The organism is Superficieibacter sp. 1612_C1 (assembly GCF_015234305.1).
Taxonomy (GTDB): Bacteria; Pseudomonadota; Gammaproteobacteria; order Enterobacterales; family Enterobacteriaceae; genus Superficieibacter.
This window is the reverse complement of sequence record NZ_JADGMI010000005.1, coordinates 80,272-107,069: the sequence shown is the minus strand read 5'-3', so window position 1 is coordinate 107,069 and position 26,798 is coordinate 80,272. Positions and strand designations below refer to the sequence as shown.

The window sequence follows — 26,798 nt, the reverse complement described above, 5'->3', positions numbered from 1 at the left end:
TATGACAATGAGAGCGAGGAGAACCGTCGTGCTAGAAGAATACCGTAAGCACGTAGCTGAGCGTGCCGCTGAAGGGATTGTCGCGAAGCCCTTAGATGCAACCCAGATGGCCGGGTTAGTTGAGCTGCTGAAGAATCCGCCTGCTGGCGAAGAAGAATTCCTGTTAGATCTGTTAGAAAACCGTGTCCCGCCAGGCGTTGATGAAGCCGCTTACGTTAAAGCCGGTTTTCTGGCCGCTGTCGCCAAAGGCGAAGCCCAGTCTCCTCTGGTTGCCCCGGAAAAAGCGATTGAACTGCTGGGCACCATGCAGGGCGGTTACAACATCCATCCGCTGATCGAGGCACTGGACAACGACGCGCTGGCCCCGCTGGCCGTTAAAGCACTGTCCCATACCCTGCTGATGTTCGATAACTTCTATGACGTCGAAGAAAAAGCCAAAGCGGGCAATTTACACGCGCAGCAGGTGATGCTCTCCTGGGCAAATGCCGACTGGTTCCTGAGCCGTCCGGCACTGGCCGAAAAAATTACCGTCACCGTCTTTAAAGTGACTGGCGAAACCAACACCGACGATCTCTCTCCGGCACCGGATGCCTGGTCGCGTCCGGATATCCCGCTGCACGCGCTGGCAATGCTGAAAAACGCCCGCGATGGCATCTACCCGGATAAACCCGGCAGCATTGGCCCGATCCAGCAGATCGAAGCGCTCCAGCAAAAAGGCTTCCCGCTGGCCTACGTCGGCGACGTAGTGGGCACCGGTTCTTCGCGTAAATCCGCCACCAACTCGGTGCTGTGGTTTATGGGCGACGACATCCCGAACGTGCCGAACAAACGCGGCGGCGGCGTGGTACTGGGCGGCAAAATCGCGCCAATCTTCTTTAACACCATGGAAGATGCGGGCGCGCTGCCGATTGAAGTGGATGTTAATAAACTGAACATGGGCGACGTCATCGACGTGTACCCGTTCAAAGGCGAAGTCCGTAATCATCAGACCGATGAGCTGCTGGCGACTTTTGAACTGAAAACCGACGTGCTGATCGACGAAGTGCGCGCGGGTGGCCGTATTCCGCTGATTATCGGCCGCGGCCTGACCACCAAAGCGCGTGAAGCGCTGGGCCTGCCGCACAGTGAAGTATTCCGCTCTGCGAAACCGGTTGAGGCCAGCAACAAAGGCTTCTCCCTGGCGCAGAAAATGGTGGGCCGCGCCTGCGGTACTGCCGGCGTTCGTCCTGGCGAATACTGCGAACCGAAGATGACCTCGGTCGGCTCCCAGGACACCACCGGGCCGATGACCCGTGACGAGCTGAAAGATCTGGCCTGTCTGGGCTTCTCTGCGGACCTGGTAATGCAGTCTTTCTGCCACACGGCGGCCTATCCGAAGCCGGTTGACGTGACCACGCACCATACGCTGCCGGACTTTATTATGAACCGTGGCGGCGTCTCGCTGCGTCCGGGCGACGGCATTATTCACTCGTGGCTGAACCGTATGCTGCTGCCGGACACCGTCGGCACCGGTGGCGACTCCCACACCCGCTTCCCGGTCGGCATCTCCTTCCCGGCAGGCTCTGGTCTGGTGGCGTTTGCCGCCGCGACTGGCGTCATGCCGCTGGATATGCCGGAGTCGGTACTGGTGCGCTTCAAAGGCACCATGCAGCCGGGCATTACCCTGCGCGACCTGGTTCACGCCATTCCGCTGTACGCCATCCGTCAGGGTCTGCTGACCGTTGAGAAGAAGGGCAAGAAAAACATCTTCTCTGGCCGCATCCTGGAGATCGAAGGTCTGCCGGAGCTGAAAGTCGAGCAGGCGTTTGAGCTGGCGGATGCTTCTGCCGAGCGTTCTGCGGCAGGATGTACCATCAAGCTGGATAAAGCGCCGATCACCGAGTACCTGACCTCCAACATCGTGCTGCTGAAGTGGATGATTGCTGAAGGCTACGGCGATCGTCGTACCATCGAGCGTCGTATTCAGGGCATGGAAAAATGGCTGGCCGATCCGCAACTGCTGGAAGCCGATGCCGACGCCGAATACGCGGCGGTGATCGAAATCGATCTGGCAGATATTCATGAGCCGATCCTCTGCGCACCAAACGATCCGGACGATGCGCGTCTGCTCTCCGACGTGGCGGGCGAGAAGATCGACGAAGTGTTTATTGGTTCCTGTATGACCAACATCGGTCACTTCCGCGCGGCAGGCAAGCTGCTGGATGCGCATCAGGGCCAGCTGCCGACCCGTCTGTGGGTGGCACCGCCAACCCGTATGGATGCTGCCCAGCTGACGGAAGAGGGCTACTACAGCGTCTTCGGTAAGAGCGGCGCGCGTATCGAAATCCCGGGCTGCTCGCTGTGCATGGGTAACCAGGCGCGTGTAGCGGACGGCGCGACGGTGGTTTCCACCTCAACCCGTAACTTCCCGAACCGTCTGGGTACTGGCGCGAACGTCTACCTGGCCTCTGCTGAACTGGCGGCGGTTGCGGCACTGATTGGCCGCCTGCCGACGCGCGAAGAGTACCTGAACTCCGTGGCGCAGGTGGATAAGACGGCGGTGGATACCTACCGCTATCTGAACTTTGATCAGCTTGAGCAGTATACCGAGAAAGCGGACGGGGTGATTTTCCAGACCGCGGTGTAAAAGAGACTGGCCCGGACTTCCGGGCCCGTTTTTACAGGAATTCATCTGAATAGAACATTATGCTCAAATCTTCTGTTGGTTTAAAATTCTGCTGTTTAAATTCGTAAGTGAGGGGATCGATCTGCTTTAACGGATAGCTAAAGCCGGGAACCACGACCTCATTTTCTTTGCGTTTGTGAATGCGTAACGTGAAATCGCCGATGGTGCCATCTTTCCAGTTTGCCCCCGTTGTTAAAACATAGGTTAAATTTCCCCAATAAATTCCCGCCTCGTTTCCGCTTTGGTTTTTTATATCTGCATCAAGTTTTTTTATTGCCTTCAGAACGGTGGGAGGGAATGGCGTGTCTTGCGTTTCGATAATCGTTTTAAGATCCCATGGTACGCCTGTGGAAAAACTGGGACTATAAGAATGATGAATAATGACCTCTTTTCCCGCCGGGAAGTGCTGCTGCCAGATAAAGTATTGCTGAATAACGATATTCAGATGACCTTCGTCAAACCATTCCGGTCGTAATGGTGGTTTTCCTTCTTCCTTATATTCTTCAATGGATTTATCGCTCTCGAAGACGCTACGTAGCTGTGGGAGCGTCCAGCCGTTTTGCAGCACTTTCGCCGTAACATCCTCTTCCCCTTTACCGCCTAAATCATGGATGACCCGCCAGCGGGATTCGCTTTTGACCGGGTTTCCATCCACGCTGATCTTAAAGTTAGCAATTCCGACGGAGTGGTCTTCCATGCCGCTTTTGTAAATAGCTGGCATCGGAAACGCGACCGGAACGGTCACATCTTGCGCCGCATGGTTAATAAAAACATAATCCACATTAATGCGATCCGGCGCAATAAGCAGACGCTCTTTCGCCATACTCACATCGTTTTGTTTTAGAAATTCAATAGAACCATTGAGCTCGCCTACCGAAGAATCATTCGCCCAGACCGCGCGGCAAATGAACAGAAGCAACAGCATGAGCGGATAGTTTAGTTTTTTCATTAAAATGGATTTCATGCCTGGAAAAGAGCCACTATCATAATCCATTGATTGCCGTTTTTCGAGGGAATGAAAATGCGTTATTTTTTATTTTTAATATTAATGATTTTTCATAATGCATTCGCTGTAGATATTAAAGATCTGCCACACGGGGATAATCTACGCAAGCAAATTGCGCAGGCTTTGCGTGAGGAAGAAGGCTTGCAGGATAGTGTGCTTAATCTGCGTCGTATAGGAATGAATGTAAATTATTCAGGGGAAGATATTGCCTATATTTGTGGGCTAATTAAAGATAAAAGCGACCAGTTCCAGCCCGATGCGCAAAATAAATATCATCTTTACGATAGGGTAATGGCCAGAGGGAGCTATTACTGGAACTGGATAAGCGTGGTTCGTTTTGACCGTCAGATTGATTCACCACAGGCGGTTCATTGCCATTATGGTAAAGATGTTTCTTTGTCGTCCACAGAGCTGTGGGAACAGGTAAAAGCCCAGGGGCGTAAAAATATTTGCCAGCCGGTGCAGGCTAAAGATCCTCTCAGACGCGATATTCTTGACGGGTTGCGTGCCAGCTATGTCGGCGACAGCAATAGCTTAACGCTCAACGGTCCGCTGCCAGCGGTCAAATTTGTTGTTGCCGATCTTTGTAGTACCGAGGATTACGCCTGGTTTACGGGAAAACCCATGGGGGATGCACAAAGTTATTATCGGCATAGTGATGGCGACACTTATAGTGAACTTAACGTGGTACTAAAGAAATCAAGTGATGGCGCATGGCAGCCGCAGCCGCAGCACCTGCTGCTAGTACAACAGTCTAAATCTGACACACCGGCTTATCGAGGCACGCTGCGAGAAACTGATTTAGCGCAGATGGCGCAGGCGTGTATGGTAGAGGGCGATACGGTGAGTCTCACCGGTACGCTACGCCAGCAGGGTGACGGCGAGTCCGCTTACTGGACTCTGACCCCGGATAGCCCTCTTACCTGCGTGCGCGATGCCAATAAGCGGCAACCCGGCTGGAACCAGACGATGCAACTGGTGCTTACCCCACAAGAGCGGGAATCGCTCAACGACCTGGTGGGCAAAAAAGTCAGCATCGGCGGCGATATTTTTTTGGCGCTGAGCGCCTCACACCATACGCCGCTGCTGCTGGATAATCTTTTTCGCTTAACGGAGATGAAGTGAATGATAACGCGATGAGCAATGGGGTGCGGAAACGCTTATTCCGCGACGGTTAAATAATGGTATGAGGTTGATGACCAATCTGTTTTACTATTTTGAGCGCCGTTTTGCCGGGTGGCGGCTTCGCCTTACCCGGCCTACGAAAACGAGTAATATAAAATGGTTATTAGAAAACTGTAGGCCTGTGCAAGCGCAGCGCCGCCAGGCATAATTCCACGGTCAGCCATTAAGCCCCAGCAGTTCCGGCACCAGCTCTTCCAGTTGCGTAACCAGAACCGGGTCCATATAGCGGTAGTCATCAGGAATATCGAGTATGTGCAGGGGCTTATTTTCGAGAAGGCGACGATATTCAGCCATTAACCGGTCTTTGTGTTTTTGCTCCATAACGCAGATGACATCTGCCCAGTGAAGCAGCTCGTGCGATACGCTCTTTTTGGCATTCCGGCTGGTGCCTGCGGAACGGACGTTGAGGCCAGGATAACGGCGGAACACCTGTTCCGCCGTGGGGCTGCGCCATTGATTACGACTGCATATGAAAAGCACATTCATCAAATAAATACTCTTCCAGACCGCGCTTCGCCAGTTGCGGGTTGGTGAGCCGCGGATATTCCATACCCAATTGCGCGGCACGCAACACTTTGTCGGAACGCGTGTACAGCTTCTTCCAGTTTTTTTCGCCACGAAAACGCAAAAGCGCAGTGTGAGCATCGCGGGATTTGTTGCGCCGCTTTTGGGCAATGCGCCAGTCCCGGTTACGGGTTATGTCCATTATTTTTTCTCTCTCAGAACGATCGGGTTCAGCAGCCGCGATAATACGGAGAGAGCGAACGGGTTGATTTTACGCTTTTTTATGGAGGTGAGCGACATAGCTACTTAACTTTTACGATAACGACGGTAAGCATCTGGCGAGGCGCTGTGTAGAAAGGCCAGGCACGCCGGCGTTTTTATTTCATTCCTTCTGCCCGTCCCGCTGTTTTTCTTCCTCCGTGCTGCGATAATTACCTTATTGGCAATGCAGCAGTGGCGCATTGTGATTGCAGAGGAATACATGATGGAATACGAATTTTTGCGCGATGTTACCGGGGTGGTAAAAGTGCGTATGTCGATGGGCCACGAAGTCGTGGGGCACTGGTTTAACGAAGAAGTGAAAGAAAATTTTGCCCTGCTGGATGAAGTAGAGCAGGCAGCGAAAGCGGTTAAAGGCAGCGAGCGCAGCTGGCAGCGTACCGGCCATGAATACACGCTGTGGATGGACGAAGAAGAGGTGATGATCCGCGCCAATCAGCTGGAGTTTTCCGGCGATGAGATTGAAGAAGGAATGAGCTACTACGATGAAGAAAGCCTGTCGCTGTGTGGCGTCGAGGACTTTTTGCAGGTAGTTGCGGCATACCGGGTATTTGTACAGCAAAAATAATTCTGGCGGAGCATCCCTGCTCCGCACCTCCCTCAGACCGCAGGAATATTGCGGCCGTAGTAAATCTCGCGCATCTCTTTCCACAGCAGATCGGTAATGACTTTGCGCTCCTCTGCCGTCAAATCTTCCGGGCGGGTATGGAACATATAGTGCTTAAGATCGAACTCCTTAAGCAGCATTTTGGTATGGAAGATATTTTCCTGATAAACGTTCACGTCCATCATGTCATACAGCGACTTCATATCGTCGGACATAAAGTTCTGGATGGAGTTGATCTCATGATCGATAAAATGTTTCATGCCGTTAATATCGCGGGTAAATCCGCGCACGCGGTAATCCACGGTGACAATATCGGATTCAAGCTGGTGAATTAAATAATTCAACGCTTTAAGCGGGGAAATCACGCCACAGGTAGATACTTCGATATCTGCACGAAAGGTGCATAAACCGGCTTCCGGATGGCTTTCCGGGTAGGTATGCACGCAGATATGGCTTTTATCCAGATGCGCGACGACCGCTTCAGGCAGCGGGCCGGGATGCTCGGTTTTATCAATTAATTGCGGATCGACCGGCTCTTCGCTGACCAGAATCGTGACGCTGGCACCCTGCGGTTCATAATCCTGGCGGGCGATGTTGAGAACATTCGCGCCGATAATAGAGCAGGTCTCAGAGAGAATTTCGGTCAGGCGGTTGGCATTATAGAGTTCGTCGATATAGGCGATATAACCATCACGCTCTTCTGCCGTTTTGACGTAGCAGATATCGTAAATACAAAAACTCAGGCTTTTGGTCAGGTTGTTAAAGCCATGAAGCTTTATTTTTTTCAATTTTTATCACCCCCTTAGAATCACTGTGCGGACAGTGCGTCTTGCAAATATTGTGGTAAGGCAAAGGCTGCCGTATGAATTGCCGGATTGTAATAGCGGCAGGTGAGAGTCGCCTGGTGAAAGCGGGCCTGAATAATCTCGGTGGAGAGCGTACGCAGCGCCTCGTTGTCCGTCGCCCAGGCGAAGGTCATGATGCCGCCGTAATAGGTCGGGATCGCCGCCTGATAAAAGCTCACGTCGCTAAAATACTGGCTCAGCTTGCGGTGACTGCCGATGGCTTCATCCTGCTGGAGAAAACAGACGCCGTTCTGCGCAACGAAAATCCCGCCGGGGTTCAGACAGCGCTTGCAGCCTTCGTAGAACGCTGAAGTAAACAGACTTTCGCCCGGCCCGACCGGATCGGTGCAGTCGGAGATGATCACATCAAACGTTTGCGTGGTCTGGTTAACAAAATTCACGCCGTCGTCGATCACCAGGCTGAAGCGCGGATCGTCATAAGCGCCCGCATTGTGGTTCGGCAAATACTGGCGGCAGAAGGAGACGACGCCCTCATCGATTTCCACCATCGTGATGGCTTCAATGTTTTTATGGCGCGACACTTCTCGCAGCATGGCACCGTCGCCGCCGCCGATGATTAGCACACGCTTCGCATGGCCGTGCGCCAGCAGTGGAACGTGGGTCATCATTTCGTGATAGATAAATTCGTCGCGTTCGGTGGTCTGCACCACGCCATCCAGCGCCATCACGCGGCCAAAGGCGGCGTTTTCAAAGATAATCAGATCCTGATGATCGGTTTTCTCATGGTACAGCACGTTATCCACGGCAAAATACTGACCAAACTGGTCGTGCAGCGTTTCATGCCACCTGTTGTTATCGGTCATGACGTTCTCCCTCGTTAACACCCATGAAAAATGGGCGCAACATAATAGCTAACATTGACCGAGTATGCACGGTCAATGTTTCACCACAAAGAGAATGAGTATAGCGAAGGAAGATTATTTGACGTAGGCGAGCAGGCTGAGGGAATCTTTCGCCAGCGCTTTACATTTTTTGGCGGTGGGAATGCTGATGCCGCTCAGATCGCGGTAGCTGTCTTCACCCAGCGCCTTCATGTTGTACGTTTCGTAATTACTCAGATCCCACTGGTTCTGCTGGGCAAAGAAAAGCAGCGCACGGCGGATTTGCGTATTAGGTAAGTTCTGGTAGCCGCAGTCATTTTTCAGAAACACAAACACTGCCGTCAGATCGGCCATATCTTCGGCTTCGGACTCGCTAAGCGCATAGCTGTTTGTGGATAATGCCAACAGGGTTCCGAGAACGATTGTTCTGAAAAAAGTCTTCATTATATCTACCACTACTTACGGAAATGCAACGTTAGCACACCTCGGGTCAGGGTGGTGAATTTTATTATCGCTGTTGTGCTTGACGTTCCGGTTAGGGGAGGGTTTAAGCTCAATAACCCGCCCGCTGAAGATGAGGAAGATACCATGCAACGCCGCGATTTTTTAAAATATTCCGCTGCAATTGGAGCGTTTAGCGCACTGCCTCTCTGGAGCCGGAGCGTGCTTGCCGCTGAACGCCCGGCCTTGCCGATCCCGGAGCTGTTAACCGCCGATGCGCGCAACCGCATCCGGCTTATCGTCCAGGCCGGGAAATCAACCTTTGGCGAGGTTACTGCGCAGACGTGGGGCTATAACGGATCGCTGCTCGGTCCCGCTATTCGCCTGCGTCAGGGGAAAGCCGTCAGCGTGGATATTCATAATACGCTGGCCGAGGAGACCACCGTCCACTGGCACGGGCTGGAAGTGCCCGGCGCAGTCGACGGTGGTCCTCAGGGCGTGATAAAAGCGGGAGAATCGCGTTCGGTGACCTTCACGCCCACGCAACGGGCGGCGACCTGCTGGTTTCATCCCCATCAGCACGGTAAAACGGGGCATCAGGTGGCGATGGGGCTGGCGGGACTGGTACTCATTGAGGATGACGACAGCCGCCAGCTGCGCCTGCCGCAGCAGTGGGGCATTGACGATGTGCCGGTGATTATGCAGGACAAGCGGTTTACCGGCAGCGGCGAAATTGATTATCAGCTGGATATTATGACCGCCGCCGTCGGCTGGTTTGGCGATACGTTGCTGACCAACGGTGCGCGCTATCCTCAGCACTCCGCGCCTCGCGGCTGGCTGCGCCTGCGTCTGCTGAACGGCTGTAACGCACGATCGCTGAACATCGCCGCCAGCGATAAACGCCCGTTGTACGTTATTGCCAGCGACGGCGGATTGCTGGCGGAGCCGGTGAAAGTCACGGAGCTGCCGATGCTGATGGGCGAACGTTTTGAAGTGCTGGTCGATACCCGCGACGGCCAACCGTTCGATTTGCTGACGTTGCCGGTTGACCAGATGGGAATGACGGTCGCGCCTTTCGACCAGCCGCAGCCGGTGCTGCGCGTGCAGCCGCTGCGTATTGCCGCCTCGGGGACGCTTCCGGATGCGCTGGTCAACGTGCCCGCGCTACCCGCGCTTGATAACCTCACCCAGCGTAAATTCCAGCTTTCCATGGACCCGATGCTCGACATGATGGGAATGCAGGCGTTGCAGGAGAAATATGGCGCGCAGGCGATGAGCGGCAGGGCGCACGGCGATATGAATCACGGCAGCATGCATCAGGGTGAGATGAATCACGGGAATATGCATCATGGTGGCATGAGCCAGATGCAGCATGGCGGACACGGTTTTGACTTCCACAATGCCAACCGGATTAACGGTAAAGCCTTTGATATGACCACGCCGCTGTTCGCCGCGCAAAAAGGCCAGTTCGAGCGCTGGGTGATTTCCGGCGAGGGTGACATGATGCTGCATCCGTTCCATATTCATGGCACCCAGTTCCGTATTCTCTCAGAAAATGGCCGCCCGCCCGCCGCGCACCGTTCCGGCTGGAAGGATACGGTTAACGTTGACGGCGGCGTGAGTGAGGTGCTGGTGCGGTTCGATCATGACGCGCCGAAGGAATTTGCCTATATGGCGCACTGTCATCTGCTGGAGCACGAGGATACCGGCATGATGATGGGGTTTACGGTGTAGCACTTTACCCTGATGCCCGGTGGCGCGACGCTTACCGGGCCTGTGTTAATGGTGTGACTGATTGATAATGAACAACTTCCAGGCCGAATAAGGCGCAGCCGCCATCCGGCATAATCCGGCACCGTAGCCCACACGATGCCGTCCGCAGATCAATTCTACGCCTGCGTACGCTTATACATCCGCCGTGGATGGCCAATTTTACCGTACAGCATCTCAACGTTTAAATATCCCGCCTCCACACAATGTTCAAGGTAACGCCGGGCGGTGGTTTTACTTAATCCGGTCTCGCTCACAACCTCGTCCACCGAAAAACAGTGCGTGGCCCGGTCGTTAAACAGTTTCTGCACCCGCGCCAGGGTATTCTCTTCGATGCCTTTATTGCTGTTATCCAGCCGGTAGTTTTTAGCCTGAAGCTGGTACAGCGAATCCACGTTCTGCTGATCGACAATCTTCCAGACCCGCTGCTGCTCGGCGAACTGCACAAAGCGCTCCAGCGACTGACTGAGGCGTTTCCACGATACGGGTTTAAGAATATAGTCGAATGCGCCGTTGCGTATGGCCTGGCTACAGGTGTCCATATCGCTGGCGGCGGTGATAAAAATCACCGTGCAATTAGCGCTCAGCAGCAAAGGATGACTGATAAGCGTGATGCCTTTGCCATCCGGCAAATAATTATCCAGCAGGACCAGCTGTGGCTGAAGCGCGGTCAGCTTTTCCTGCGCATCGGCCAGTGATGAGGCGATCCCGACCAGCCGCAGGCGAGGATGCTTATTGATGAGATCGGCATGAAGCTGGGCCAGGGTCGGTTCGTCCTCAATGACAAGTACATCGATAAGTTCATGTTGCATAGTGGGTCTCTTCCAGTTCCTGAGTGGGGTGCCGGGCGGGAATAAATAACGAAAAAATAGCGCCACGCGGCATGTTATCGGCAACTTCGATGAACCCGCCCGCCTGGGTGACGTAGCTTTCAATCAGGTAAAGCCCAATCCCATGGTCGCCACGGGTTTTGGTGGTCATACCGCGCTCAAAAATTCGCTCGCGGATCTCAGGCGTAATACCGACACCCCGATCCGCCACTTCGATAATCAATTCGCTGTCGCTGAGTTTAATAAGCACCTCGACCGGCTCATGCGGGAGCGGGGCGCGCTGGGTCGCTTCTATGGCATTATCCAGAAGGTTGCCGATGATAGAGATCAGTTCCGCTTCAGCCAGGCCGGTGAACGGTCTGTCCATTCGACAGGCCGGGTCAAAATTCAGCTCAACGCCTTTTTCCCGCGCGCGTGCCGCTTTGCCCAACAGCAGGCCGCACAGTGTCGGCGAGCTAAAGCGTGAGGAGATGAAATCCAGTAGCTCCTGGGCGTGCTCCGACTGCGCCTGAATATAGCGGATAGCCTCGTCATACCTGCCCATATGCAGCAGCCCGGAAAGCGTGGTCATTCGGTTTAGCTGTTCGTGACGCATAATGCGCAGGTTATCCACGTAGCGCTTCACCTGACTTAGCTGCGCGCTAAGCGAGTCGATTTCGTTGCGATCGCGAAAGGTAATTACCCATCCCTGCAATGCGCCCTCCAGCATGATGCGGATCCGGCTGGCGATCACCGTCAGTTCGTTAAAGCGGCAAATCTCATCGTGAGTATCCTTCGCCAGCAGCGTCCGCGCAGCGAAGAAAGGAACGGGGGCAATCACCTCGCTGATAAACTGGCCGCGCAGCTCGCGCGCAGGCTGGCTTAAGCCGAGCAGTTTCCTGGCGGCCTGATTAATGACTTCGATCCGCATCTGGCTATCGATAGCGATAACGCCTTCATAAATAGATTCCATCATCGCCTTTTGCTGGCGTACCAGAAGGCCGATTTCCCGTGGCTCCAGGGAGAAAATCTGTTTTTTAATGCTGCGGGTAAAAAACCATGAAAAAACAAACAGCGCAACGAGTAACAGCGCGGCGACAACCAGGATATTGATCATTTTACTGACGGTGATGGTGTCCAGATAACTGGTGAGATAGCCCACTGACACAATCCCCACCACCTGACCTGCGGCGTTGAAAATCGGCGCTTTGCTGCGCAGCGAAATGCCCAGCCCGCCTTTACGGATAGTCGTCGTGCTTTTACCTTTGAGTACCTCTTCGTTATCGCCGCCCACCAGCGTTGTCCCTACACGATCCGCATAGACCGAGTGAAAGAGATGCACGCCTTTATTATCACCAATGACAATAAAGCTGGCATCGCTATGAGTCGCTATTTTTTGCATAAAAGCATGAATGGCCGGGATATCTTTTTGCGCCGTCACTTCAGGCAGACCGGGAATAAGGGCGATCTCTTCTGCCTGTATTTTGGCGCGTAAGCTCATTTCCTGATAGAGTTGCCGACCAACGTCGATATAATAATAGCTACCCAGCAGAACGAAGAGCACTGAGAAAAATGCGACCAGCGAAATAAATAGCTTTATCTGAAAGGATAATTTCATTGTTCTCACGAGTGGCAGCAATAAAGGAATGTAATGTATCACCTTTTTGGCGGAGGTCATGCTTTTTACCAGAAACTTGTGATCCCTTACACAGCCTGTCTGCGGTGGCTTAATCCCGAAATGGCGTTTTAAAGCTGACAACAAAATAAATGTTATTTGTTTGTTCAATTTGGAAAAGAAACCATAAAAACCACGCCAATAAATAAGAGTTAAATCACATCAGATAAATAAAACCATTAAAACCATAGAGGCCATTAAAACTTCGATTTTAATATGCTGAATCTCACATTATGTCAGGGGCTGCAACATTAAGCTTGCCGTACAAAATAACTAAGGGGCTTGATTATGAGCACAACTGACGATTCATTTATTGTTTCCCACGATCCGATCGATATCCCTCGTCCGTCGCTGAAAGAGCGCTGGTGGCACATCATGGACAGCTGGAAAATCGGTATCATTCCGCTGCCGCTGTTTTTGTTAGCCGGGGCGTTAATCGCCGTTGACTGTCTGGGCGGTAAGCTGCCTAGCGACATTGTGGTGATGGTCGCCACGCTGGCTTTTTTCGGCTTTGCCTGCGGTGAATTCGGCAAGCGTCTGCCGATTGTCGGCAAGCTGGGCGCGGCGGCGATTTGCGCGACATTTATTCCCTCCGCGCTGGTCCATTATGGTCTGCTGCCGGACGTGGTGGTGGAATCGACCACCAAATTCTATAAATCCACCAACATTCTTTATCTCTATATCTGCTGCATTATTGTCGGCAGCATTATGAGCATGAACCGTACGGTGCTCATCCAGGGCTTCCTGCGCATCTTTTTTCCGATGCTGTGCGGCGAGATCGCCGGCATGATCGTCGGCATGGGCGTGGGGATGGCGCTGGGACTTGAGCCGTTCCAGATCTTCTTCTTTATCATTCTGCCCATCATGGCGGGCGGCGTCGGGGAGGGGGCCATTCCGCTTTCCATCGGTTACGCCACGTTGCTGCATATGGATCAGGGCGTTGCGCTCGGACGTGTACTGCCGATGGTCATGCTGGGCGGTCTGACGGCCATCATTATTTCTGGCTGCCTCAATCAGCTTGGCAAGCGCTACCCGCATCTGACGGGGGAAGGTCAACTGATGCCAAATCGCGCCAATGCCGATAGCCAGTCTTCACAACCGGCGTTCTCCGGCAAAACAGACGTTACCACCATTGCGGCAGGGGCGCTGCTGGCCGTGCTGCTGTATATGCTGGGTATGCTGGGCCATAAACTGATTGGCCTGCCTGCGCCGGTCGGCATGCTGTTCGTCGCCGTGCTGGTCAAGTTGTGCAACGGCGCATCTCCACGTCTGCTTGAAGGTTCGCAGGTCGTCTACAAATTCTTCCAGACCTCAGTGACGTATCCCATCCTGTTTGCCGTTGGCGTGGCCATCACCCCGTGGCAGGAACTGGTCAATGCCTTCACATTGAGCAACCTGCTGGTGATTGTCAGCACCGTCTGCACGCTGGTGGGAACGGGCTTTCTGGTGGGCAAAAAAATCGGCATGCATCCCATTGATGTCGCCATTGTCTCCTGCTGTCAGAGCGGACAGGGCGGTACCGGTGACGTCGCCATCCTCACCGCCGGTAACCGTATGAGCCTGATGCCGTTCGCGCAGATTGCGACGCGCATTGGCGGGGCGATTAACGTCTCGGTCTCGCTGCTGGTGCTGGGCAACTTCCTCGTTTAATTGATGTACTCAGGAAATAAACATGAAACTCGCAAGTTTTCTTTATCAGGGCGTTCGCAGCTACGGCATTGTGAAAGCCGAAGGCATGATTGATTTAGGCCGACGCCTGGGCGATCGCTACAGCGACCTCAAAGCGCTACTTCAGGGTAACGGACTGGCGCAGGCGACCCGCTATCTTAACGACGCGGTAGACGTGGCAATGGATGCCGTTACTTTCCTGCCGGTCATTGAGCAGCCGGAAAAAATCCTCTGTGTTGGCATGAACTACGCCGACAAGCGTAAGGAGTTTGACCAGCATAACCCGGCACCCACGTTGTTCGTGCGCTTTCCCGACTCGCAGACGGCGCATAACGCGCCGGTGCTGAAACCGCGCCATTCCTGCGAATTCGACTATGAAGGCGAGCTGGCGGTCATTATCGGCAAAGGCGGTGAGAACATCCGCCGCGAGGAGGCGCTACGCCACGTTGCAGGCTACAGCTGTTACATGGACGGGTCTGCCCGCGACTGGCAGCACAGCTGGTTTACCGCCGGTAAAAACTGGCGTCAGACCGGTGCGTTTGGCCCATGGATGGCGACCGCCGATGAAATTCCCGACCCGCACCAGCTGGCGATTCGTACCTGGCTGAATGGCCGTATGGTGCAGGAGGACAATACCAGCAGCATGATCCACAGCATCGCCGAACTGATTGAGTACATCAGCACCTTCACCCGCTTAAGTCCCGGCGATGTGATCATCACCGGTTCACCGGGCGGGGTAGGGAAAAAGCGCAACCCGCCGCTGTTTATGAAAGAGGGCGATCGTATTGAAGTGGAGATCGAACATATCGGTCATCTGAGCAATATCATCATGGAAGCGCCAGCGCAAATGCTGACGGCAGCGCACTAAGTAAGGCGGCACGATGTACTCGCAAACCGATATCGACTTCCGCCTGACGTTCGTTTCGCAACACCCCGAACGGTTGCGTCAGATCCGTCTTTTGCTGGCGGACAGCGGTTTGGGATTAGATAGCGATATTTCGCTGTTTGTTGAGGCCTGGTCCGGTTCTCGCCTGGTCGGCTGCGCCGGGCTCGCCGCCAACGTCATTAAATGCGTGGCGGTGGATGAGACGCAGCGCGGGGAAAACCTGAGCGCGCGCCTGCTGGCGGAAGTGGAGAATGCCGCGCTGACCCGCGGCCATTTCCATCTCTTCCTGTGCACCCGCCCGTGCAATAAAGAACGCTTTGCCCGCAGCGGCTTCTGGCCAGTAGCGCAAAGCGGCAACAATGCGGTGCTGATGGAGAACACGCCGCAGGGAATCGCCCGCTATTGTCGTTTGCTACAAAAGCAGCGTCAGCCCGGCGAACGGATTGGGGCAATCGTGATGAACGCCAACCCGTTTACGCTCGGGCATCGTTATCTGGTGGAGCAGGCCGCGCAGCGCTGCAACTGGCTGCATCTGTTTGTGGTGCAGGAAGATGCGTCGTTTTTCCCGTTTGCCGATCGGCTGAGAATGGTGCGCGCGGGCGTCGCCCATCTGCCGAACGTGACGGTGCATGAAGGCTCGCAATACATCATCTCCCGCGCCACGTTTCCGGCCTATTTTCTCAAGGAGAGCGGAAAGGTGCAGCAGGCGTGGAGCGAGATCGACGCGCTGATTTTTCGCGATCGCATCGCTCCGGCGCTGGGCATTACCCACCGCTTCGTCGGATCGGAGCCGTTCTGCGACGTTACCCGCCAGTACAACCAGACGCTACATACGCTGTTAAGCGACCGTATTGAGGTGGTGGAACTGCCGCGCATTAAGGCTGCCGGAAATCCTATTTCGGCTTCAGAAGTACGCCGCTTACTTAAAACAGAACGGTTTTCTCGTATTCAGGAAATCGTTCCGGAATCGACTTTCGCGCACCTTGAAGCGCATTACCGCAGCGCGGAAGCCGTTTAACATTCAGGAAGGCATTATGAAAATTGTAAGGGAGGCGCTGGCCGGTACGCAGGAATCCAGCGACCTGATGGTGAAAATCGCCCCCGCCGACGGCGAGCTGGAGATTATCATCCACAGTGAAGTGATGAAGCAGTTTGGCGATCAAATCCGCCGGGTCGTTGAGGAGACCTTGCAGGCAATGGAGGTGCGCCAGGGGCTGATTATTATTGAAGATAAAGGCGCGCTGGACTGTGTGATCCGCGCCCGTCTCCAGGGGGCATTACTGCGTGCTGGCGAAGAACAGGTTATCAACTGGAGGGCGCTGTCATGAGCAAACTCCGTCGCAGCATGCTGTTCCTGCCGGGCGCTAACGCTGCCATGCTCTCCACCGCCTTTATCTATCGTCCGGACTCCATCATGTTTGACCTGGAAGACGCCGTGGCGCTGCGGGAGAAAGATACCGCTCGTCTGCTGGTCTACCATGCGCTCCAGCATCCGATGTATCAGGATATCGAAACCGTGGTGCGTATTAATCCGCTGAGCACGCCGTTCGGCCTGCTGGATCTGGAAGCGGCGGTGCGGGGCGGCGTGGATGTTATCCGCCTGCCAAAAACCGATACCCCGGACGATATCTTTGAACTCGAAGGCCACCTGGAGCGCATTGAGCGTGACTGTGGTCGCGAAGTGGGCTCAACCCGCGTGATGGCCGCCATTGAATCGGCAATCGGCGTGATTAACGCGGTAGCCATTGCCCGTAGTACGCCGCGCCTGATTGGTATTGCGCTGGCGGCCTTCGACTACGTAATGGATATGCAAACCGAGCGCGGCGACGGCACCGAACTGTTTTACGCCCGCTGCGCCGTGCTGCACGCCGCGCGCGCCGCCGGTATTGATGCTTTCGATGTCGTATGGTCGGACGTCAACGACGAAGCCGGGTTCCTGCGCGAGGTCGAATTGATCCGCAAAATGGGCTTTAACGGCAAATCGCTGATTAATCCGCGGCAGATCGATCTGCTGCATAACGCTTACGCGCCCACGCAGCAGGAGGTCGATCACGCGAAATTAGTGATTGAAGCGGCAGAAGAGGGCGAGCGTAACGGACTGGGCGTGGTATCGCTCAACGGCAAAATGGTGGATGCGCCGATTATCGATCACGCACAGCGGGTGCTGGAACGCGCCGCCGCGTCCGGCGTACGTCGTTAAGGATAAAGCAATGAATCAGACAGAACTTCTTCACGTTAATTTTCCCCATTTGCGGGATCTGAAACCCTTTGATACGGCCCACAGCGCCACGCCCTGGCTTGCCGATAATGACGCTAAACATCACCGTAAGCTGTGCGCATCGCTGGAGCAGGCGGTGATCCGCAGCGGGCTTAAGGACGGAATGACCATTTCCTTCCATCACGCGTTTCGCGAGGGGGACCGGGTCATTAATAATGTGGTCGCGCTGCTGGCGCAGATGGGCTTTAAAAATCTGACCCTGGCGTCCAGTTCCCTGATGACCTGCAACGATGCGCTGATTGAGCACATCAAAAGCGGCGTCATTACCCGTATTTACACCTCCGGAATGCGCGGCAAACTGGCGGATGCCATCTCGCATGGCCTGATGGACGAGCCGGTTCAAATCCACTCCCACGGTGGGCGCGTCAAACTGCTTCAGGATGGCGAACTGAACATTGATGTCGCTTTTCTCGGCGTACCGTGCAGCGATGAGTTTGGCAACGCCAACGGCACGCAGGGTAAATCCTGCTGCGGGTCGCTCGGCTACGCGATGGTGGATGCGCAGTTTGCCCGTCGGGTTGTGCTGCTTACGGAAGAGATTGTGCCGTTCCCCAATATGCCCGCCAGCCTGGGGCAGGACCAGGTGGATTATATCGTTCAGGTCGAAAGCGTTGGCGATGCGGCGAAAATCAGCGTCGGCGCGGCGCGCGTCACCAGCAACCCGCGTGAGTTAATGATCGCCCGCTATGCGGCGGACGTCATTGAGCACTCCGGCTATTTCAAAAACGGTTTCTCGATGCAGACCGGTTCCGGCGCGGCGGCGACCGCCTGTACCCGTTTTATGGAAGAGAAGATGGAGCGCAACGGCGTAAAAGCCCGTTTCGCGCTGGGCGGGATCACCGGCAGCCTGGTGGATCTGCATGAAAAAGGGCTGATCGAAAAACTGCTCGACACCCAGTGCTTTGATGGTCAGGCGGCGGCCTCGCTGGCGCGTAACCCGCACCACGTGGAGATCTCCACCAACGTCTACGCCAATCCCGGTAGCAAAGCCACCAGCTGTGACCAGCTGGACGTGGTGATCCTCAGCGCGCTGGAGATTGACGTCGATTTCAACGTTAACGTGATCACCGGTTCAGACGGCGTGATGCGCGGCGCATCCGGCGGACACTGCGACGTGGCGGCGGCAGCTAACCTGACGATTGTGGTTGCGCCGCTGCTGCGCAGCCGCATCCCGACGGTAGTGAAGCGGGTGACGACGCGCCTGACACCCGGCGAAAGCATTGATGTACTGGTTACCGACCACGGAATTGCGGTTAACCCGGCCCGGCCGGAGATCCGTCAGCGCCTGGTCGCGGCAGGGCTGAACGTTATTGATATCAACGCGCTGTATGAACGCGCCATTTCGTTAACCGGCGCACCAAAACCCATAGAATTTACCGATAAGATCGTCGGCGTGATCCGCTACCGTGATGGCAGCGTGATCGATACCGTTCGACAGGTAAAGGAGTGTGAATAATGGAAACTGCGACACCCGTGCGTGCGGGTGTCAGTCTTGATGCGCTGCTGGCGGCGAAAGAGCGTCGCGCGGCACGGCAGGCTGACTGGCTCACGCACTATCAACAACCGGTGATCTCCCTGACGCTGGTCACCCCCGGCGAAATTAAAGACAGCCTGCGCTATCGCAATACGATGGGCGTGGCATTACAGATGTGCGACCAGATGCTGTGGCAGCATCACTGGCAGGTGCTCGACAGGCAGGTTTTATGGTTGCCGACAGGGCCGGAAGCGATGTGGTGCGTGGCGCACCAGGCCCCGGAAATTAAGGCTCACTGCGCGGCGCTGGAGCAAACACATCCGCTGGGCCGATTGTGGGATCTGGATGTGATCTGCCCGAAAGCGGGGCATGTCGGACGGCTGTCGCTGGGATCGCACATGCGTCGCTGTCTGATCTGCGACGAACCCGCTCACGCCTGCGCCCGCTCGCGGCGTCATCCGGTGGAACAGGTAGTGGTGCGGGTGGAGAAAATGGTCGATGACTGGTTTGCTCGCGACTAACCCGCGCGTTATCAACGTGCCGCAGCTGGCAGAAGACGCGCTGTGGCACGAACTGGATCTGACGCCCAAGCCGGGGCTGGTAGATCGGCTTAACAACGGTTCCCATCACGATATGGATCATGCGCTATTTGTGCGCAGTATTGAAGCGATTGCGCCGTGGTTTGCACGCTTTGCCGAGCTGGGAGTGGAGCACGCGAATAAACCTGCCGATATGCAGTTACGCCTTTTACGCCCGATGGGCATTGCCTGCGAACAGGCAATGTATAACGCCACTGGCGGGATTAACACGCATAAAGGCGGCGTATTTGCCCTCGGGCTACTCTGTTTTGCCGCCGGGCGGGTTGCCGTTGTCAATGTGAATAGCCTGTGCCATGAAGTGAGTGAAATTTGCCGTGGCCTGGTCTCGCGGGAATTGGGTACGCGCAGCGTCGCGGCAACGGCGGGCGAGCGGCAATTTCAACAATTCGGCCTGACGGGCGCGCGCGGTGAGGCGGAGAGCGGTTTTGCCACCGTGCGGTCGATTCTGCCGCACTGGCGACGTGACCGACAACATGAAATGCTGCTGCGCCTGATGGCGGTGAATCCGGACAGTAATCTGGTGTCACGCGGGGGGATAAGCGGGCTGCGCTACGTGCAGGATTATGCAAGACGATTGTTAACCAACGGCTGGGATGGCGAGGCGCTGGAAAAAATGGACCAGGCGCTCATAGGGCGACATTTAAGTCCCGGCGGCAGCGCGGATTTGTTATCGGTGGCGTGGGTGTTAGGACAGTGCTGAAAGCCCGTTGGCGTTTTGCCCGGTGGCGCTGCGCTTACGCGGGCCTACGGGGGGTACGACGTTGAGTGAGGTGTGCGTTTTACCCGGTGGCGCTACGCTTACGCGGGCCTGCGGGGGGGACAACAGCTTGATATAATGGGGTGGGTAGGCCGGGTAAGGCGAAGCCGCCACCCGGCAGGTTTACACGCGCGGCTGTAAATTATTCCCCCCTTCCGGCGGAAGAGGGGAGGGATAACTTACTTCTCGTCGTCCGGCAACGCATAGGCCACGATATAGTCGCCCATCTTCGTACCAAACGAACCATGACCGCCCGCAGAGATGACAACATACTGCTTGCCATTCGCTTCGTAGGTCATCGGCGTTGCTTGTCCGCCCGCAGGCAGACGGCCTTCCCACAGCTTATCACCGTTGCTCATGTTATAAGCACGCAGGTAGTTATCTGCGGTTGCGCCAATAAACAGCACGTTACCGGCCGTGGAAATAGGACCGCCCAGCATCGGCATACCAAGGTTAAACGGCACTTTAAACGGCATTGAGAACGGCAGGCTGTCGCGCGGCGTACCAATACGTTTTTTCCATACCACTTCGTTGGTTTTCAGATCCAGCGCGGAGATATAACCCCAGGCAGGCTGTTTACACGGCAAACCAAACGGCGACAGGAACGGATTCAGGGTTACGCCGTACGGCACGCCGTACTGCGGCTGAATACCGGCTTCCGTACCGCTACCCTGCGCGTCTTTCGGCTGCTCCATCGGATTGCCCGGACCACGCGGCATCAGTTTCGAGACAAACGGCAGCGCCATCGGGTTTGCAATGGCTACCTGACGGTTCGGATCGACGGAGATACCGCCCCACTCGAACATCCCCAGGTTGCCCGGGAACACCAGCGTGCCCTGTTCGGACGGCGGCGTGAAGATGCCTTCATAGCGCATCTGCTGGAAAATGACCCGGCAGACCAGCTGGTCAAACATGGTCGCGCCCCACATGTCCGCGCCGCTCAGATTTTTCTTCGGACGGAAGCTGAGGTCGGAGAACGGCTGGGTTTTGCTGACATAATCGCCTTTTGCCGCGCCCTGCGGAACCGGTTTTTCCGGTGCCGGTACCACCAGTTCGCCGTTACGACGATCCAGCACGAAGATGTTACCGGTTTTCGCAGGAGCATAAACCACCGGTACCGTCTGGCCATTGACCGTAATATCCGCCAGCGTCGGCTGGGATGGCATATCCATATCCCACAGATCGTGGTGAACGGTCTGGTAGCTCCAGGCCAGCTTACCGGTGGTGGCATTCAGCGCGACGATAGAGCTGGCGTAACGCTCCTGCTCTGGCGTGCGGTTGCCGCCCCAGATATCCGGCGTGGTCACGCCCATCGGCAGATAAACCAGATCCAGTTTGGCGTCATAGGCCGCGGGTGCCCACGAGTTCGGGGAGTTGAAGGTGAAGGTATGCTCATCCGACGGAATCGCATTTGGATCTTTCGCGCCTGGATCAAACGCCCAAAGCAGGTCACCGGTATTAACGTCAAAGCCACGGATCACGCCCGACGTTTCACGCACCGAGAAGTTATCGGTGACCGAACCGGCAATCACAATTGCTCTGTCAGTAATGATCGGCGGTGACGTTGGCTCATACAGCCCCGGTGTCTGATCCGGCATATTGGTTTGCAGGTTCAGAATACCTTTGTTGGCGAAAGATTCGCACAGCTTGCCGGTATCGGCGTTTAGTGCAAACAGGCGACCATCGTTGACCGGCAGAATAATACGACGCGGGCAGTCCGCCATCACGTTTGCCGGTGCGGTGTCCGCTTTCGCTTCATGATACGACACACCGCGGCATGTGACATGCTGGAAGGATGGTGTTGAATTCAGCTGCGGATCGAAATGCCATTTTTCTTTACCGGTGGCGGCATCCAGCGCGAACAGACGCTGGTGCGCAGTACACAGATAAAGCGTGTCGCCAACTTTAATCGGCGTCACTTCGTTGGTTACTTCACCCGAATCATTCTCTTTTTTCAGATCGCCGGTGCGGAACACCCATGCTTCTTTCAGCTTGTGCACGTTATCAGCATTGATCTGTTTAAGCGGAGAGTAGCGCTGGCCTTCCTGATTGCGGCCGTAAGCAGGCCAGTCCTGATCGGCTACTGCCGAGATCGGCGCGGCAGGCGTGGCGTCGGCACTCAGGGTACCTTTCACTTCCTGCGGATCGTTAAAGCCCGCCCAGGTCAGAATGCCGCCGCTGATTAGCAGTGCCACCACCAGCGCCGCTACCGCGCCGCCGGAAGGGAAAATCAGCCGACGCCAGACAAACGGCAGGATCAGCCAGATGCCGAAGAAGACCAGGATGTCGCTGCGCGGCGTCAGCGCCCAGAAGTCAAAACCGACCTCCCAGACGCCCCATATCATTGAACCCAGCAGCAGCGCGGCATAGAGCCACAGCGCCGAGCGTTTGCTGCGCCACAGCAGCCAGGTCACTCCCAGCATGATAATGCCTGCGATGGGGTAGTACCAGGAGCCGCCAATCGCGACCAGCCAGACCCCGCCAATTAACAGATAAAGTCCGCAAAAAGCGGCGAACAGCGCTGTTAAAGTCACTAAAATGCGTGACTTATGTGGTTTTATTTCTGCCATAAAAGGACACTCGTTAAATTAATTAATATTCTGATAGCAATTAATTATAGGATTTAACATGTGTGATCGTCATCACAAAATGAGCTTTCTTACGCTTTCCCCCGCTAAAATTGTTTTACTGGTATACTGCGGGGCTTACTAATCAATGCGGTTGCCTGATGGCGTTGTGTTGAGTGATTTACCTGAAAATCATATGGTTAGTTAAATGAAACATACTGTTGAAGTGATGATCCCGGAAACGGAAATCAAAACCCGTATCGCCGAGCTGGGTCGTCAGATTACCGAGCATTACAAAGATAGCGGCAGCGAAATGGTGCTGGTGGGGCTGCTGCGCGGCTCGTTTATGTTTATGGCCGACCTGTGCCGTGAAGTGCAGGTGCCTCACGAAGTCGATTTTATGACCGCTTCCAGTTACGGCAGCGGCATGTCCACCACCCGCGACGTCAAAATCCTTAAGGATCTGGATGAGGATATTCGGGGTAAGGACGTGCTGATCGTGGAGGACATCATCGACTCTGGCAATACGCTGTCGAAAGTGCGTGAAATTTTAAGCCTGCGCGAGCCGAAGTCGCTGGCGATTTGTACGCTGCTGGACAAACCGTCACGCCGTGAGGTGGAGGTTAACGTCGAGTACGTCGGTTTTTCGATTCCGGATGAGTTTGTGGTGGGATACGGGATTGATTACGCTCAGCGTTATCGCCATTTGCCGTACGTAGGCAAAGTGGTGTTGCTGGACGAATAAGCCAGACGCGTGAATGCCTTATGGCGCTGCGCTTATCAGGCCTACGGGTTGAGGATGGCTGGTGTGATGCCTGATGGCGCTGCGCTTATCAGGCCTACGATCTGGAGGCGTCTGGTACAGCTTGTAGGCCGGGCAAGCTTGCGCCGCCCGGCAGAAAGGGCACGGTGCCTGAAGGACTATTCTTGATTAACGTATTTCAGACGCAAGTTGGAAACGCCCCTGCGGTAGTGCTGCTCCAGCGACTCGCGGTTAGTCGCGGTAACGTCAAGATCGCGCAGCAGGCCATCATTGATACTGTACGCCCAGCCGTGAATGGTCACATTCTGTCCGCGTTTCCACGCTGACTGCATAATGGTGGAGTGCCCCAGGTTATAGACCTGCTCCATTACGTTTAATTGGTAGAGCGCGTCCAGGTGTTGCTCTTCGGGCATTTCTCCCAACAGCGAGCTATGTTTAAGCCAGATGTCGCGGATATGCAGTAGCCAGTTATTAATCAAACCCAGCTCAGGGTTTTCTACCGCAGCCTGGATACCGCCGCAACCGGAGTGGCCGCAAATGATAATATGTTCAACTTCCAGTACGTCAACGGCGTACTGAACCACGGAGAGGCAGTTAAGATCGGTGTGGATCACCAGGTTGGCCACGTTACGGTGGACAAACAGTTCACCCGGCTCAAGCCCGGTCAGACGTTCTGCGGGAACGCGGCTATCGGAGCATCCAATCCACAGAAAACGCGGCTTTTGTGCCTGCGCCAGCGTTTCGAAAAATCCGGGATCCTCTTCCACCAGCATTTTTGACCATAGTGCGTTGTTACTGATGAGTGTATCTATATCTTTCATGGAGGTTAACGACCTGTAACCAAATAATTGCGTTGAGCTAATATAGGTCAACCGCGGGATTATTTAAACCACATATAAAGTGTCAGAACGTAAGGTAAGTAAAAATTCATGACCATTGCACTGGAAATTGAGCAGCTTAAAAAGACGTATCCCGGCGGCGTACAGGCGCTGCGCGGGATTGATTTACAGGTAGAAGCGGGAGATTTTTACGCGCTTCTGGGGCCTAACGGGGCGGGGAAGTCGACCACTATCGGCATTATCAGTTCTTTGGTAAACAAGACCTCCGGGCGGGTAAGCGTGTTTGGCTACGATCTGGAAAAAGATGTGGTCAACGCCAAACGCCAGCTTGGTCTGGTGCCGCAGGAGTTTAACTTCAACCCCTTTGAAACCGTGCAGCAGATTGTCGTTCATCAGGCGGGTTACTACGGCGTTGAACATAAACAAGCGGTTGAACGCAGCGAAAAATACCTAAAACAGCTCGATCTGTGGGAAAAACGTGACGAACGTGCACGGATGCTCTCGGGAGGCATGAAACGGCGTCTGATGATCGCCCGCGCGTTGATGCATGAGCCAAAACTGTTAATTCTTGATGAACCCACCGCAGGTGTCGATATCGAACTTCGCCGCTCGATGTGGGGATTTTTAAAGGATTTAAACGACAAAGGCACCACGATCATCCTCACCACGCACTATCTGGAAGAGGCGGAAATGCTGTGTCGTAACATCGGTATTATCCAGAACGGCGAGCTGGTGGAAAACACCTCAATGAAAAATCTGCTCGCCAAGCTGAAGTCGGAAACCTTCATTCTCGATCTGGCGCAGAAAAGCCCGCTGCCGAAACTCGAAGGTTATCAGTACCGGCTGGTCGATACCTCCACCCTGGAGGTCGAAGTGCTGCGTGAGCAGGGCATTAATAGCGTGTTCAGCCAGCTCAGCGCGCAGGGCATTCAGGTACTGAGCATGCGTAATAAGGCGAACCGCCTGGAAGAGCTGTTTGTTTCACTGGTTCATGATAAGCAAGGAGATCGCGCATGATGCAGCTGTATTGGGTCGCACTAAAAAGCATCTGGGCGAAAGAGATCCACCGTTTTATGCGTATCTGGATCCAGACGCTGGTGCCGCCCGTCATCACCATGACGCTCTATTTCATTATTTTTGGTAATTTAATCGGTTCGCGTATTGGTGAGATGCACGGTTTTAGCTATATGCAGTTTATCGTGCCGGGGCTGATTATGATGTCGGTGATCACCAACGCTTACGCTAACGTCGCCTCGTCTTTTTTCAGTGCCAAGTTCCAGCGTAATATTGAAGAATTGCTGATTGCGCCGGTACCAACGCACGTCATTATCATCGGCTACATCGGCGGCGGTGTGGCGCGTGGGCTGTGCGTGGGCATCCTGGTAACTGCCATCTCGCTGCTGTTTGTCCCTTTCCAGGTTCATTCATGGGTATTCGTGGCGTTAACCCTGGTGCTGACGGCGATACTGTTTTCGCTGGCGGGCCTGCTGAACGCCGTCTTCGCCAAAAGCTTCGACGATATCAGCCTGATCCCGACCTTCGTGCTGACGCCGCTGACCTACCTTGGCGGGGTGTTTTATTCCCTGACCCTGCTGCCGCCGTTCTGGCAGGCGTTGTCGCAACTGAACCCGATTGTGTACATGATCAGCGGCTTCCGTTATGGCTTCCTCGGCATTCACGATGTGCCGTTGGTGACAACATTCGGCGTGCTGGTGGTGTTTATTGCGGCGTTCTACCTGCTGTGCTGGTATTTAATCCAGCGCGGACGTGGGTTACGCAGTTAATCTATTTCCTCTCCTCTTCATGAGGAGAGGGATCTTTTGACACCTGTCACCCTCCCTGCCTCGTCAGCCTGATAAACTTGCTTGCAGCTAAGGAGGTAGGCGATGTTAGGTTGGGTCATTACCTGTCACGATGATAAGGCCGAGGAGTTGCTGGAACGCCTGGAAAAGCAGTATGGCCCGCTGGCGCAATGCCGGACGGTCAATTTCTGGCGTGGGTTGAGTATTAATATGCTGGGCCGGATGATGTGTGATGCCCTGCATGCTACCGACTCGGGTGATGGGGTCATTTTTCTGACCGACATTGCCGGCGCGCCGCCGTACCGCGCCGCGTCCCTGATGAGCCACAAACATCCCGCGTGCGAAGTTATTGCAGGCATCAGTTATTCATTGATGGAGCAAATGATTTCATCCCGTGAATCAATGAGCAGTGCAGCGTTTCGCGATCGGATGGTGTCTCTCGGTGCGCCTCACGTGACCAGTCTATGGCATCAGCAGCAAAAAAATCCGCCGTTTGTGCTGCTGCATAATTTGTATGAGTAATAACCGTTGGTATTG

26 protein-coding genes are annotated in these 26,798 nt (G+C 54.8%); 16 read left to right on the top strand and 10 right to left on the bottom strand.

The window, feature by feature from the left end:
- Positions 1–28 precede the first annotated feature (28 nt).
- Positions 29–2,626 carry a bifunctional aconitate hydratase 2/2-methylisocitrate dehydratase gene (gene acnB / locus INT84_RS17315; RefSeq protein WP_176917998.1) on the top strand — a complete coding sequence of 866 codons (2,598 nt, stop codon included), beginning with the start codon at positions 29–31 and terminating at the stop codon, positions 2,624–2,626.
- A 31-nt stretch (positions 2,627–2,657) separates the two neighbouring features.
- Here acnB and INT84_RS17310 read toward each other — a convergent pair whose 3' ends face one another.
- Positions 2,658–3,659 (bottom strand): DUF4424 family protein, encoded by a 1,002-nt coding sequence (locus tag INT84_RS17310; RefSeq protein WP_228066332.1) that lies wholly within the window; start codon positions 3,657–3,659, stop codon positions 2,658–2,660.
- A gap of 27 nt (positions 3,660–3,686) precedes the next feature.
- Here INT84_RS17310 and INT84_RS17305 point away from each other — a divergent pair, with 27 nt between their 5' ends.
- Positions 3,687–4,796, top strand: a complete 1,110-nt coding sequence (locus INT84_RS17305; RefSeq protein WP_194207798.1) for a DUF4431 domain-containing protein — start codon at positions 3,687–3,689, stop codon at positions 4,794–4,796.
- Between the two features lie 216 nt (positions 4,797–5,012).
- On the opposite strand, the gene INT84_RS17300 is transcribed toward INT84_RS17305, so the two are convergent.
- Positions 5,013–5,342 carry a low molecular weight protein tyrosine phosphatase family protein gene (locus INT84_RS17300; RefSeq protein WP_194207797.1) on the bottom strand — a complete coding sequence of 110 codons (330 nt, stop codon included), beginning with the start codon at positions 5,340–5,342 and terminating at the stop codon, positions 5,013–5,015.
- Positions 5,314–5,562 (bottom strand): hypothetical protein, encoded by a 249-nt coding sequence (locus INT84_RS17295; RefSeq protein WP_194207796.1) that lies wholly within the window; start codon positions 5,560–5,562, stop codon positions 5,314–5,316. The genes INT84_RS17300 and INT84_RS17295 overlap by 29 nt, the downstream gene beginning before the upstream one ends.
- Before the next feature lie 282 nt (positions 5,563–5,844).
- Between INT84_RS17295 and yacL the strand changes: the two genes are divergently transcribed.
- Positions 5,845–6,207: a protein YacL gene (gene yacL / locus INT84_RS17290; RefSeq protein WP_194208075.1), complete on the top strand. Its 363-nt coding sequence runs from the start codon at positions 5,845–5,847 to the stop codon at positions 6,205–6,207.
- Between the two features lie 32 nt (positions 6,208–6,239).
- Here the strand turns inward: yacL and speD are convergent, their stop codons facing one another.
- The 3 genes from speD to INT84_RS17275 all read right to left on the bottom strand — a co-directional run bounded on the left by speD (position 6,240) and on the right by INT84_RS17275 (position 8,377).
- On the bottom strand, positions 6,240–7,034 hold the full coding sequence (speD, locus tag INT84_RS17285; RefSeq protein ID WP_194207795.1) for an adenosylmethionine decarboxylase: 795 nt from the start codon (positions 7,032–7,034) through the stop codon (positions 6,240–6,242).
- A gap of 20 nt (positions 7,035–7,054) precedes the next feature.
- Positions 7,055–7,915, bottom strand: a complete 861-nt coding sequence (gene speE / locus INT84_RS17280; protein ID WP_194207794.1) for a polyamine aminopropyltransferase — start codon at positions 7,913–7,915, stop codon at positions 7,055–7,057.
- 114 nt (positions 7,916–8,029) lie between these two features.
- Positions 8,030–8,377: a YacC family pilotin-like protein gene (locus INT84_RS17275; protein WP_176918004.1), complete on the bottom strand. Its 348-nt coding sequence runs from the start codon at positions 8,375–8,377 to the stop codon at positions 8,030–8,032.
- 144 nt (positions 8,378–8,521) lie between these two features.
- On the opposite strand from INT84_RS17275, the gene cueO reads away from it, so the two are divergent.
- Positions 8,522–10,108, top strand: a complete 1,587-nt coding sequence (cueO, locus tag INT84_RS17270) for a multicopper oxidase CueO (protein WP_194207793.1) — start codon at positions 8,522–8,524, stop codon at positions 10,106–10,108.
- Positions 10,109–10,263: 155 nt separating this feature from the next.
- Here the strand turns inward: cueO and INT84_RS17265 are convergent, their stop codons facing one another.
- Complete coding sequence (locus INT84_RS17265; protein WP_194207792.1) at positions 10,264–10,956, bottom strand: response regulator; 693 nt, start codon at positions 10,954–10,956, stop codon at positions 10,264–10,266.
- Positions 10,946–12,571 carry a sensor histidine kinase gene (locus INT84_RS17260; RefSeq protein ID WP_194207791.1) on the bottom strand — a complete coding sequence of 542 codons (1,626 nt, stop codon included), beginning with the start codon at positions 12,569–12,571 and terminating at the stop codon, positions 10,946–10,948. Before INT84_RS17260 ends, INT84_RS17265 begins: the two co-directional genes overlap by 11 nt.
- A 345-nt stretch (positions 12,572–12,916) precedes the next feature.
- On the opposite strand from INT84_RS17260, the gene INT84_RS17255 reads away from it, so the two are divergent.
- From INT84_RS17255 to citG, 8 genes are read left to right on the top strand one after another with little or no spacing between them, the layout of a single operon-like run.
- Entirely contained in the window at positions 12,917–14,278 is a 1,362-nt protein-coding gene (locus INT84_RS17255) for a 2-hydroxycarboxylate transporter family protein (RefSeq protein ID WP_194207790.1), read from the top strand.
- Positions 14,279–14,300: 22 nt separating this feature from the next.
- Positions 14,301–15,164 carry a fumarylacetoacetate hydrolase family protein gene (locus INT84_RS17250; protein ID WP_194207789.1) on the top strand — a complete coding sequence of 288 codons (864 nt, stop codon included), beginning with the start codon at positions 14,301–14,303 and terminating at the stop codon, positions 15,162–15,164.
- Positions 15,165–15,177: 13 nt separating this feature from the next.
- Positions 15,178–16,200, top strand: coding sequence for a [citrate (pro-3S)-lyase] ligase (citC, locus tag INT84_RS17245; protein WP_176918010.1), 1,023 nt, complete (start codon positions 15,178–15,180; stop codon positions 16,198–16,200).
- 16 nt (positions 16,201–16,216) lie between these two features.
- Entirely contained in the window at positions 16,217–16,510 is a 294-nt protein-coding gene (citD, locus tag INT84_RS17240; RefSeq protein ID WP_176918011.1) for a citrate lyase acyl carrier protein, read from the top strand.
- The gene (gene citE / locus INT84_RS17235; protein WP_194207788.1) at positions 16,507–17,382 is read left to right on the top strand and encodes a citrate (pro-3S)-lyase subunit beta; all 876 of its coding nucleotides are present in this window, start codon (positions 16,507–16,509) and stop codon (positions 17,380–17,382) included. Before citD ends, citE begins: the two co-directional genes overlap by 4 nt.
- A 10-nt stretch (positions 17,383–17,392) precedes the next feature.
- On the top strand, positions 17,393–18,916 hold the full coding sequence (gene citF / locus INT84_RS17230) for a citrate lyase subunit alpha (RefSeq protein WP_194207787.1): 1,524 nt from the start codon (positions 17,393–17,395) through the stop codon (positions 18,914–18,916).
- On the top strand, positions 18,916–19,455 hold the full coding sequence (gene citX / locus INT84_RS17225; RefSeq protein ID WP_194207786.1) for a citrate lyase holo-[acyl-carrier protein] synthase: 540 nt from the start codon (positions 18,916–18,918) through the stop codon (positions 19,453–19,455). The genes citF and citX overlap by 1 nt, the downstream gene beginning before the upstream one ends.
- Positions 19,433–20,233 (top strand): triphosphoribosyl-dephospho-CoA synthase CitG, encoded by an 801-nt coding sequence (gene citG / locus INT84_RS17220; protein WP_194207785.1) that lies wholly within the window; start codon positions 19,433–19,435, stop codon positions 20,231–20,233. The genes citX and citG overlap by 23 nt, the downstream gene beginning before the upstream one ends.
- Before the next feature lie 236 nt (positions 20,234–20,469).
- On the opposite strand, the gene INT84_RS17215 is transcribed toward citG, so the two are convergent.
- Positions 20,470–22,860, bottom strand: a complete 2,391-nt coding sequence (locus INT84_RS17215) for a glucose/quinate/shikimate family membrane-bound PQQ-dependent dehydrogenase (protein WP_194207784.1) — start codon at positions 22,858–22,860, stop codon at positions 20,470–20,472.
- Between the two features lie 205 nt (positions 22,861–23,065).
- Here INT84_RS17215 and hpt point away from each other — a divergent pair, with 205 nt between their 5' ends.
- Positions 23,066–23,602, top strand: coding sequence for a hypoxanthine phosphoribosyltransferase (gene hpt, locus INT84_RS17210; protein WP_176918017.1), 537 nt, complete (start codon positions 23,066–23,068; stop codon positions 23,600–23,602).
- Positions 23,603–23,778: 176 nt separating this feature from the next.
- On the opposite strand, the gene can is transcribed toward hpt, so the two are convergent.
- Positions 23,779–24,441: a carbonate dehydratase gene (gene can / locus INT84_RS17205; protein ID WP_194207783.1), complete on the bottom strand. Its 663-nt coding sequence runs from the start codon at positions 24,439–24,441 to the stop codon at positions 23,779–23,781.
- Positions 24,442–24,549: 108 nt separating this feature from the next.
- Here can and INT84_RS17200 point away from each other — a divergent pair, with 108 nt between their 5' ends.
- The 3 genes from INT84_RS17200 (at position 24,550) to INT84_RS17190 (ending at position 26,783) form a co-directional block, all read left to right on the top strand.
- Entirely contained in the window at positions 24,550–25,476 is a 927-nt protein-coding gene (locus INT84_RS17200) for an ABC transporter ATP-binding protein (RefSeq protein ID WP_194207782.1), read from the top strand.
- The gene (locus tag INT84_RS17195; protein ID WP_194207781.1) at positions 25,473–26,243 is read left to right on the top strand and encodes an ABC transporter permease; all 771 of its coding nucleotides are present in this window, start codon (positions 25,473–25,475) and stop codon (positions 26,241–26,243) included. Before INT84_RS17200 ends, INT84_RS17195 begins: the two co-directional genes overlap by 4 nt.
- 102 nt (positions 26,244–26,345) lie before the next feature.
- Positions 26,346–26,783: a PTS sugar transporter subunit IIA gene (locus INT84_RS17190; RefSeq protein ID WP_194207780.1), complete on the top strand. Its 438-nt coding sequence runs from the start codon at positions 26,346–26,348 to the stop codon at positions 26,781–26,783.
- Positions 26,784–26,798: the final 15 nt, after the last annotated feature.

What these genes read in the sequence shown, in the direction of transcription:
- cueO (WP_194207793.1), top strand. Translation starts at nt 8,522, where the DNA reads ATGCAACGCCGCGATTTTTTAAAATATTCCGCTGCAATTGGAGCGTTT.
- INT84_RS17200 (WP_194207782.1), top strand. Translation starts at nt 24,550, where the DNA reads ATGACCATTGCACTGGAAATTGAGCAGCTTAAAAAGACGTATCCCGGC.
- INT84_RS17305 (WP_194207798.1), top strand. Translation starts at nt 3,687, where the DNA reads ATGCGTTATTTTTTATTTTTAATATTAATGATTTTTCATAATGCATTC.
- hpt (WP_176918017.1), top strand. Translation starts at nt 23,066, where the DNA reads ATGAAACATACTGTTGAAGTGATGATCCCGGAAACGGAAATCAAAACC.
- citD (WP_176918011.1), top strand. Translation starts at nt 16,217, where the DNA reads ATGAAAATTGTAAGGGAGGCGCTGGCCGGTACGCAGGAATCCAGCGAC.
- INT84_RS17255 (WP_194207790.1), top strand. Translation starts at nt 12,917, where the DNA reads ATGAGCACAACTGACGATTCATTTATTGTTTCCCACGATCCGATCGAT.
- citC (WP_176918010.1), top strand. Translation starts at nt 15,178, where the DNA reads ATGTACTCGCAAACCGATATCGACTTCCGCCTGACGTTCGTTTCGCAA.
- speE (WP_194207794.1), bottom strand. Translation starts at nt 7,915, where the DNA reads ATGACCGATAACAACAGGTGGCATGAAACGCTGCACGACCAGTTTGGT.
- citX (WP_194207786.1), top strand. Translation starts at nt 18,916, where the DNA reads ATGGAAACTGCGACACCCGTGCGTGCGGGTGTCAGTCTTGATGCGCTG.
- citF (WP_194207787.1), top strand. Translation starts at nt 17,393, where the DNA reads ATGAATCAGACAGAACTTCTTCACGTTAATTTTCCCCATTTGCGGGAT.
- INT84_RS17250 (WP_194207789.1), top strand. Translation starts at nt 14,301, where the DNA reads ATGAAACTCGCAAGTTTTCTTTATCAGGGCGTTCGCAGCTACGGCATT.
- INT84_RS17295 (WP_194207796.1), bottom strand. Translation starts at nt 5,562, where the DNA reads ATGGACATAACCCGTAACCGGGACTGGCGCATTGCCCAAAAGCGGCGC.
- INT84_RS17215 (WP_194207784.1), bottom strand. Translation starts at nt 22,860, where the DNA reads ATGGCAGAAATAAAACCACATAAGTCACGCATTTTAGTGACTTTAACA.
- INT84_RS17195 (WP_194207781.1), top strand. Translation starts at nt 25,473, where the DNA reads ATGATGCAGCTGTATTGGGTCGCACTAAAAAGCATCTGGGCGAAAGAG.
- yacL (WP_194208075.1), top strand. Translation starts at nt 5,845, where the DNA reads ATGGAATACGAATTTTTGCGCGATGTTACCGGGGTGGTAAAAGTGCGT.
- can (WP_194207783.1), bottom strand. Translation starts at nt 24,441, where the DNA reads ATGAAAGATATAGATACACTCATCAGTAACAACGCACTATGGTCAAAA.
- INT84_RS17190 (WP_194207780.1), top strand. Translation starts at nt 26,346, where the DNA reads ATGTTAGGTTGGGTCATTACCTGTCACGATGATAAGGCCGAGGAGTTG.
- citG (WP_194207785.1), top strand. Translation starts at nt 19,433, where the DNA reads ATGACTGGTTTGCTCGCGACTAACCCGCGCGTTATCAACGTGCCGCAG.
- INT84_RS17265 (WP_194207792.1), bottom strand. Translation starts at nt 10,956, where the DNA reads ATGCAACATGAACTTATCGATGTACTTGTCATTGAGGACGAACCGACC.
- INT84_RS17300 (WP_194207797.1), bottom strand. Translation starts at nt 5,342, where the DNA reads ATGAATGTGCTTTTCATATGCAGTCGTAATCAATGGCGCAGCCCCACG.
- INT84_RS17275 (WP_176918004.1), bottom strand. Translation starts at nt 8,377, where the DNA reads ATGAAGACTTTTTTCAGAACAATCGTTCTCGGAACCCTGTTGGCATTA.
- citE (WP_194207788.1), top strand. Translation starts at nt 16,507, where the DNA reads ATGAGCAAACTCCGTCGCAGCATGCTGTTCCTGCCGGGCGCTAACGCT.
- INT84_RS17260 (WP_194207791.1), bottom strand. Translation starts at nt 12,571, where the DNA reads ATGAAATTATCCTTTCAGATAAAGCTATTTATTTCGCTGGTCGCATTT.
- INT84_RS17310 (WP_228066332.1), bottom strand. Translation starts at nt 3,659, where the DNA reads ATGGATTATGATAGTGGCTCTTTTCCAGGCATGAAATCCATTTTAATG.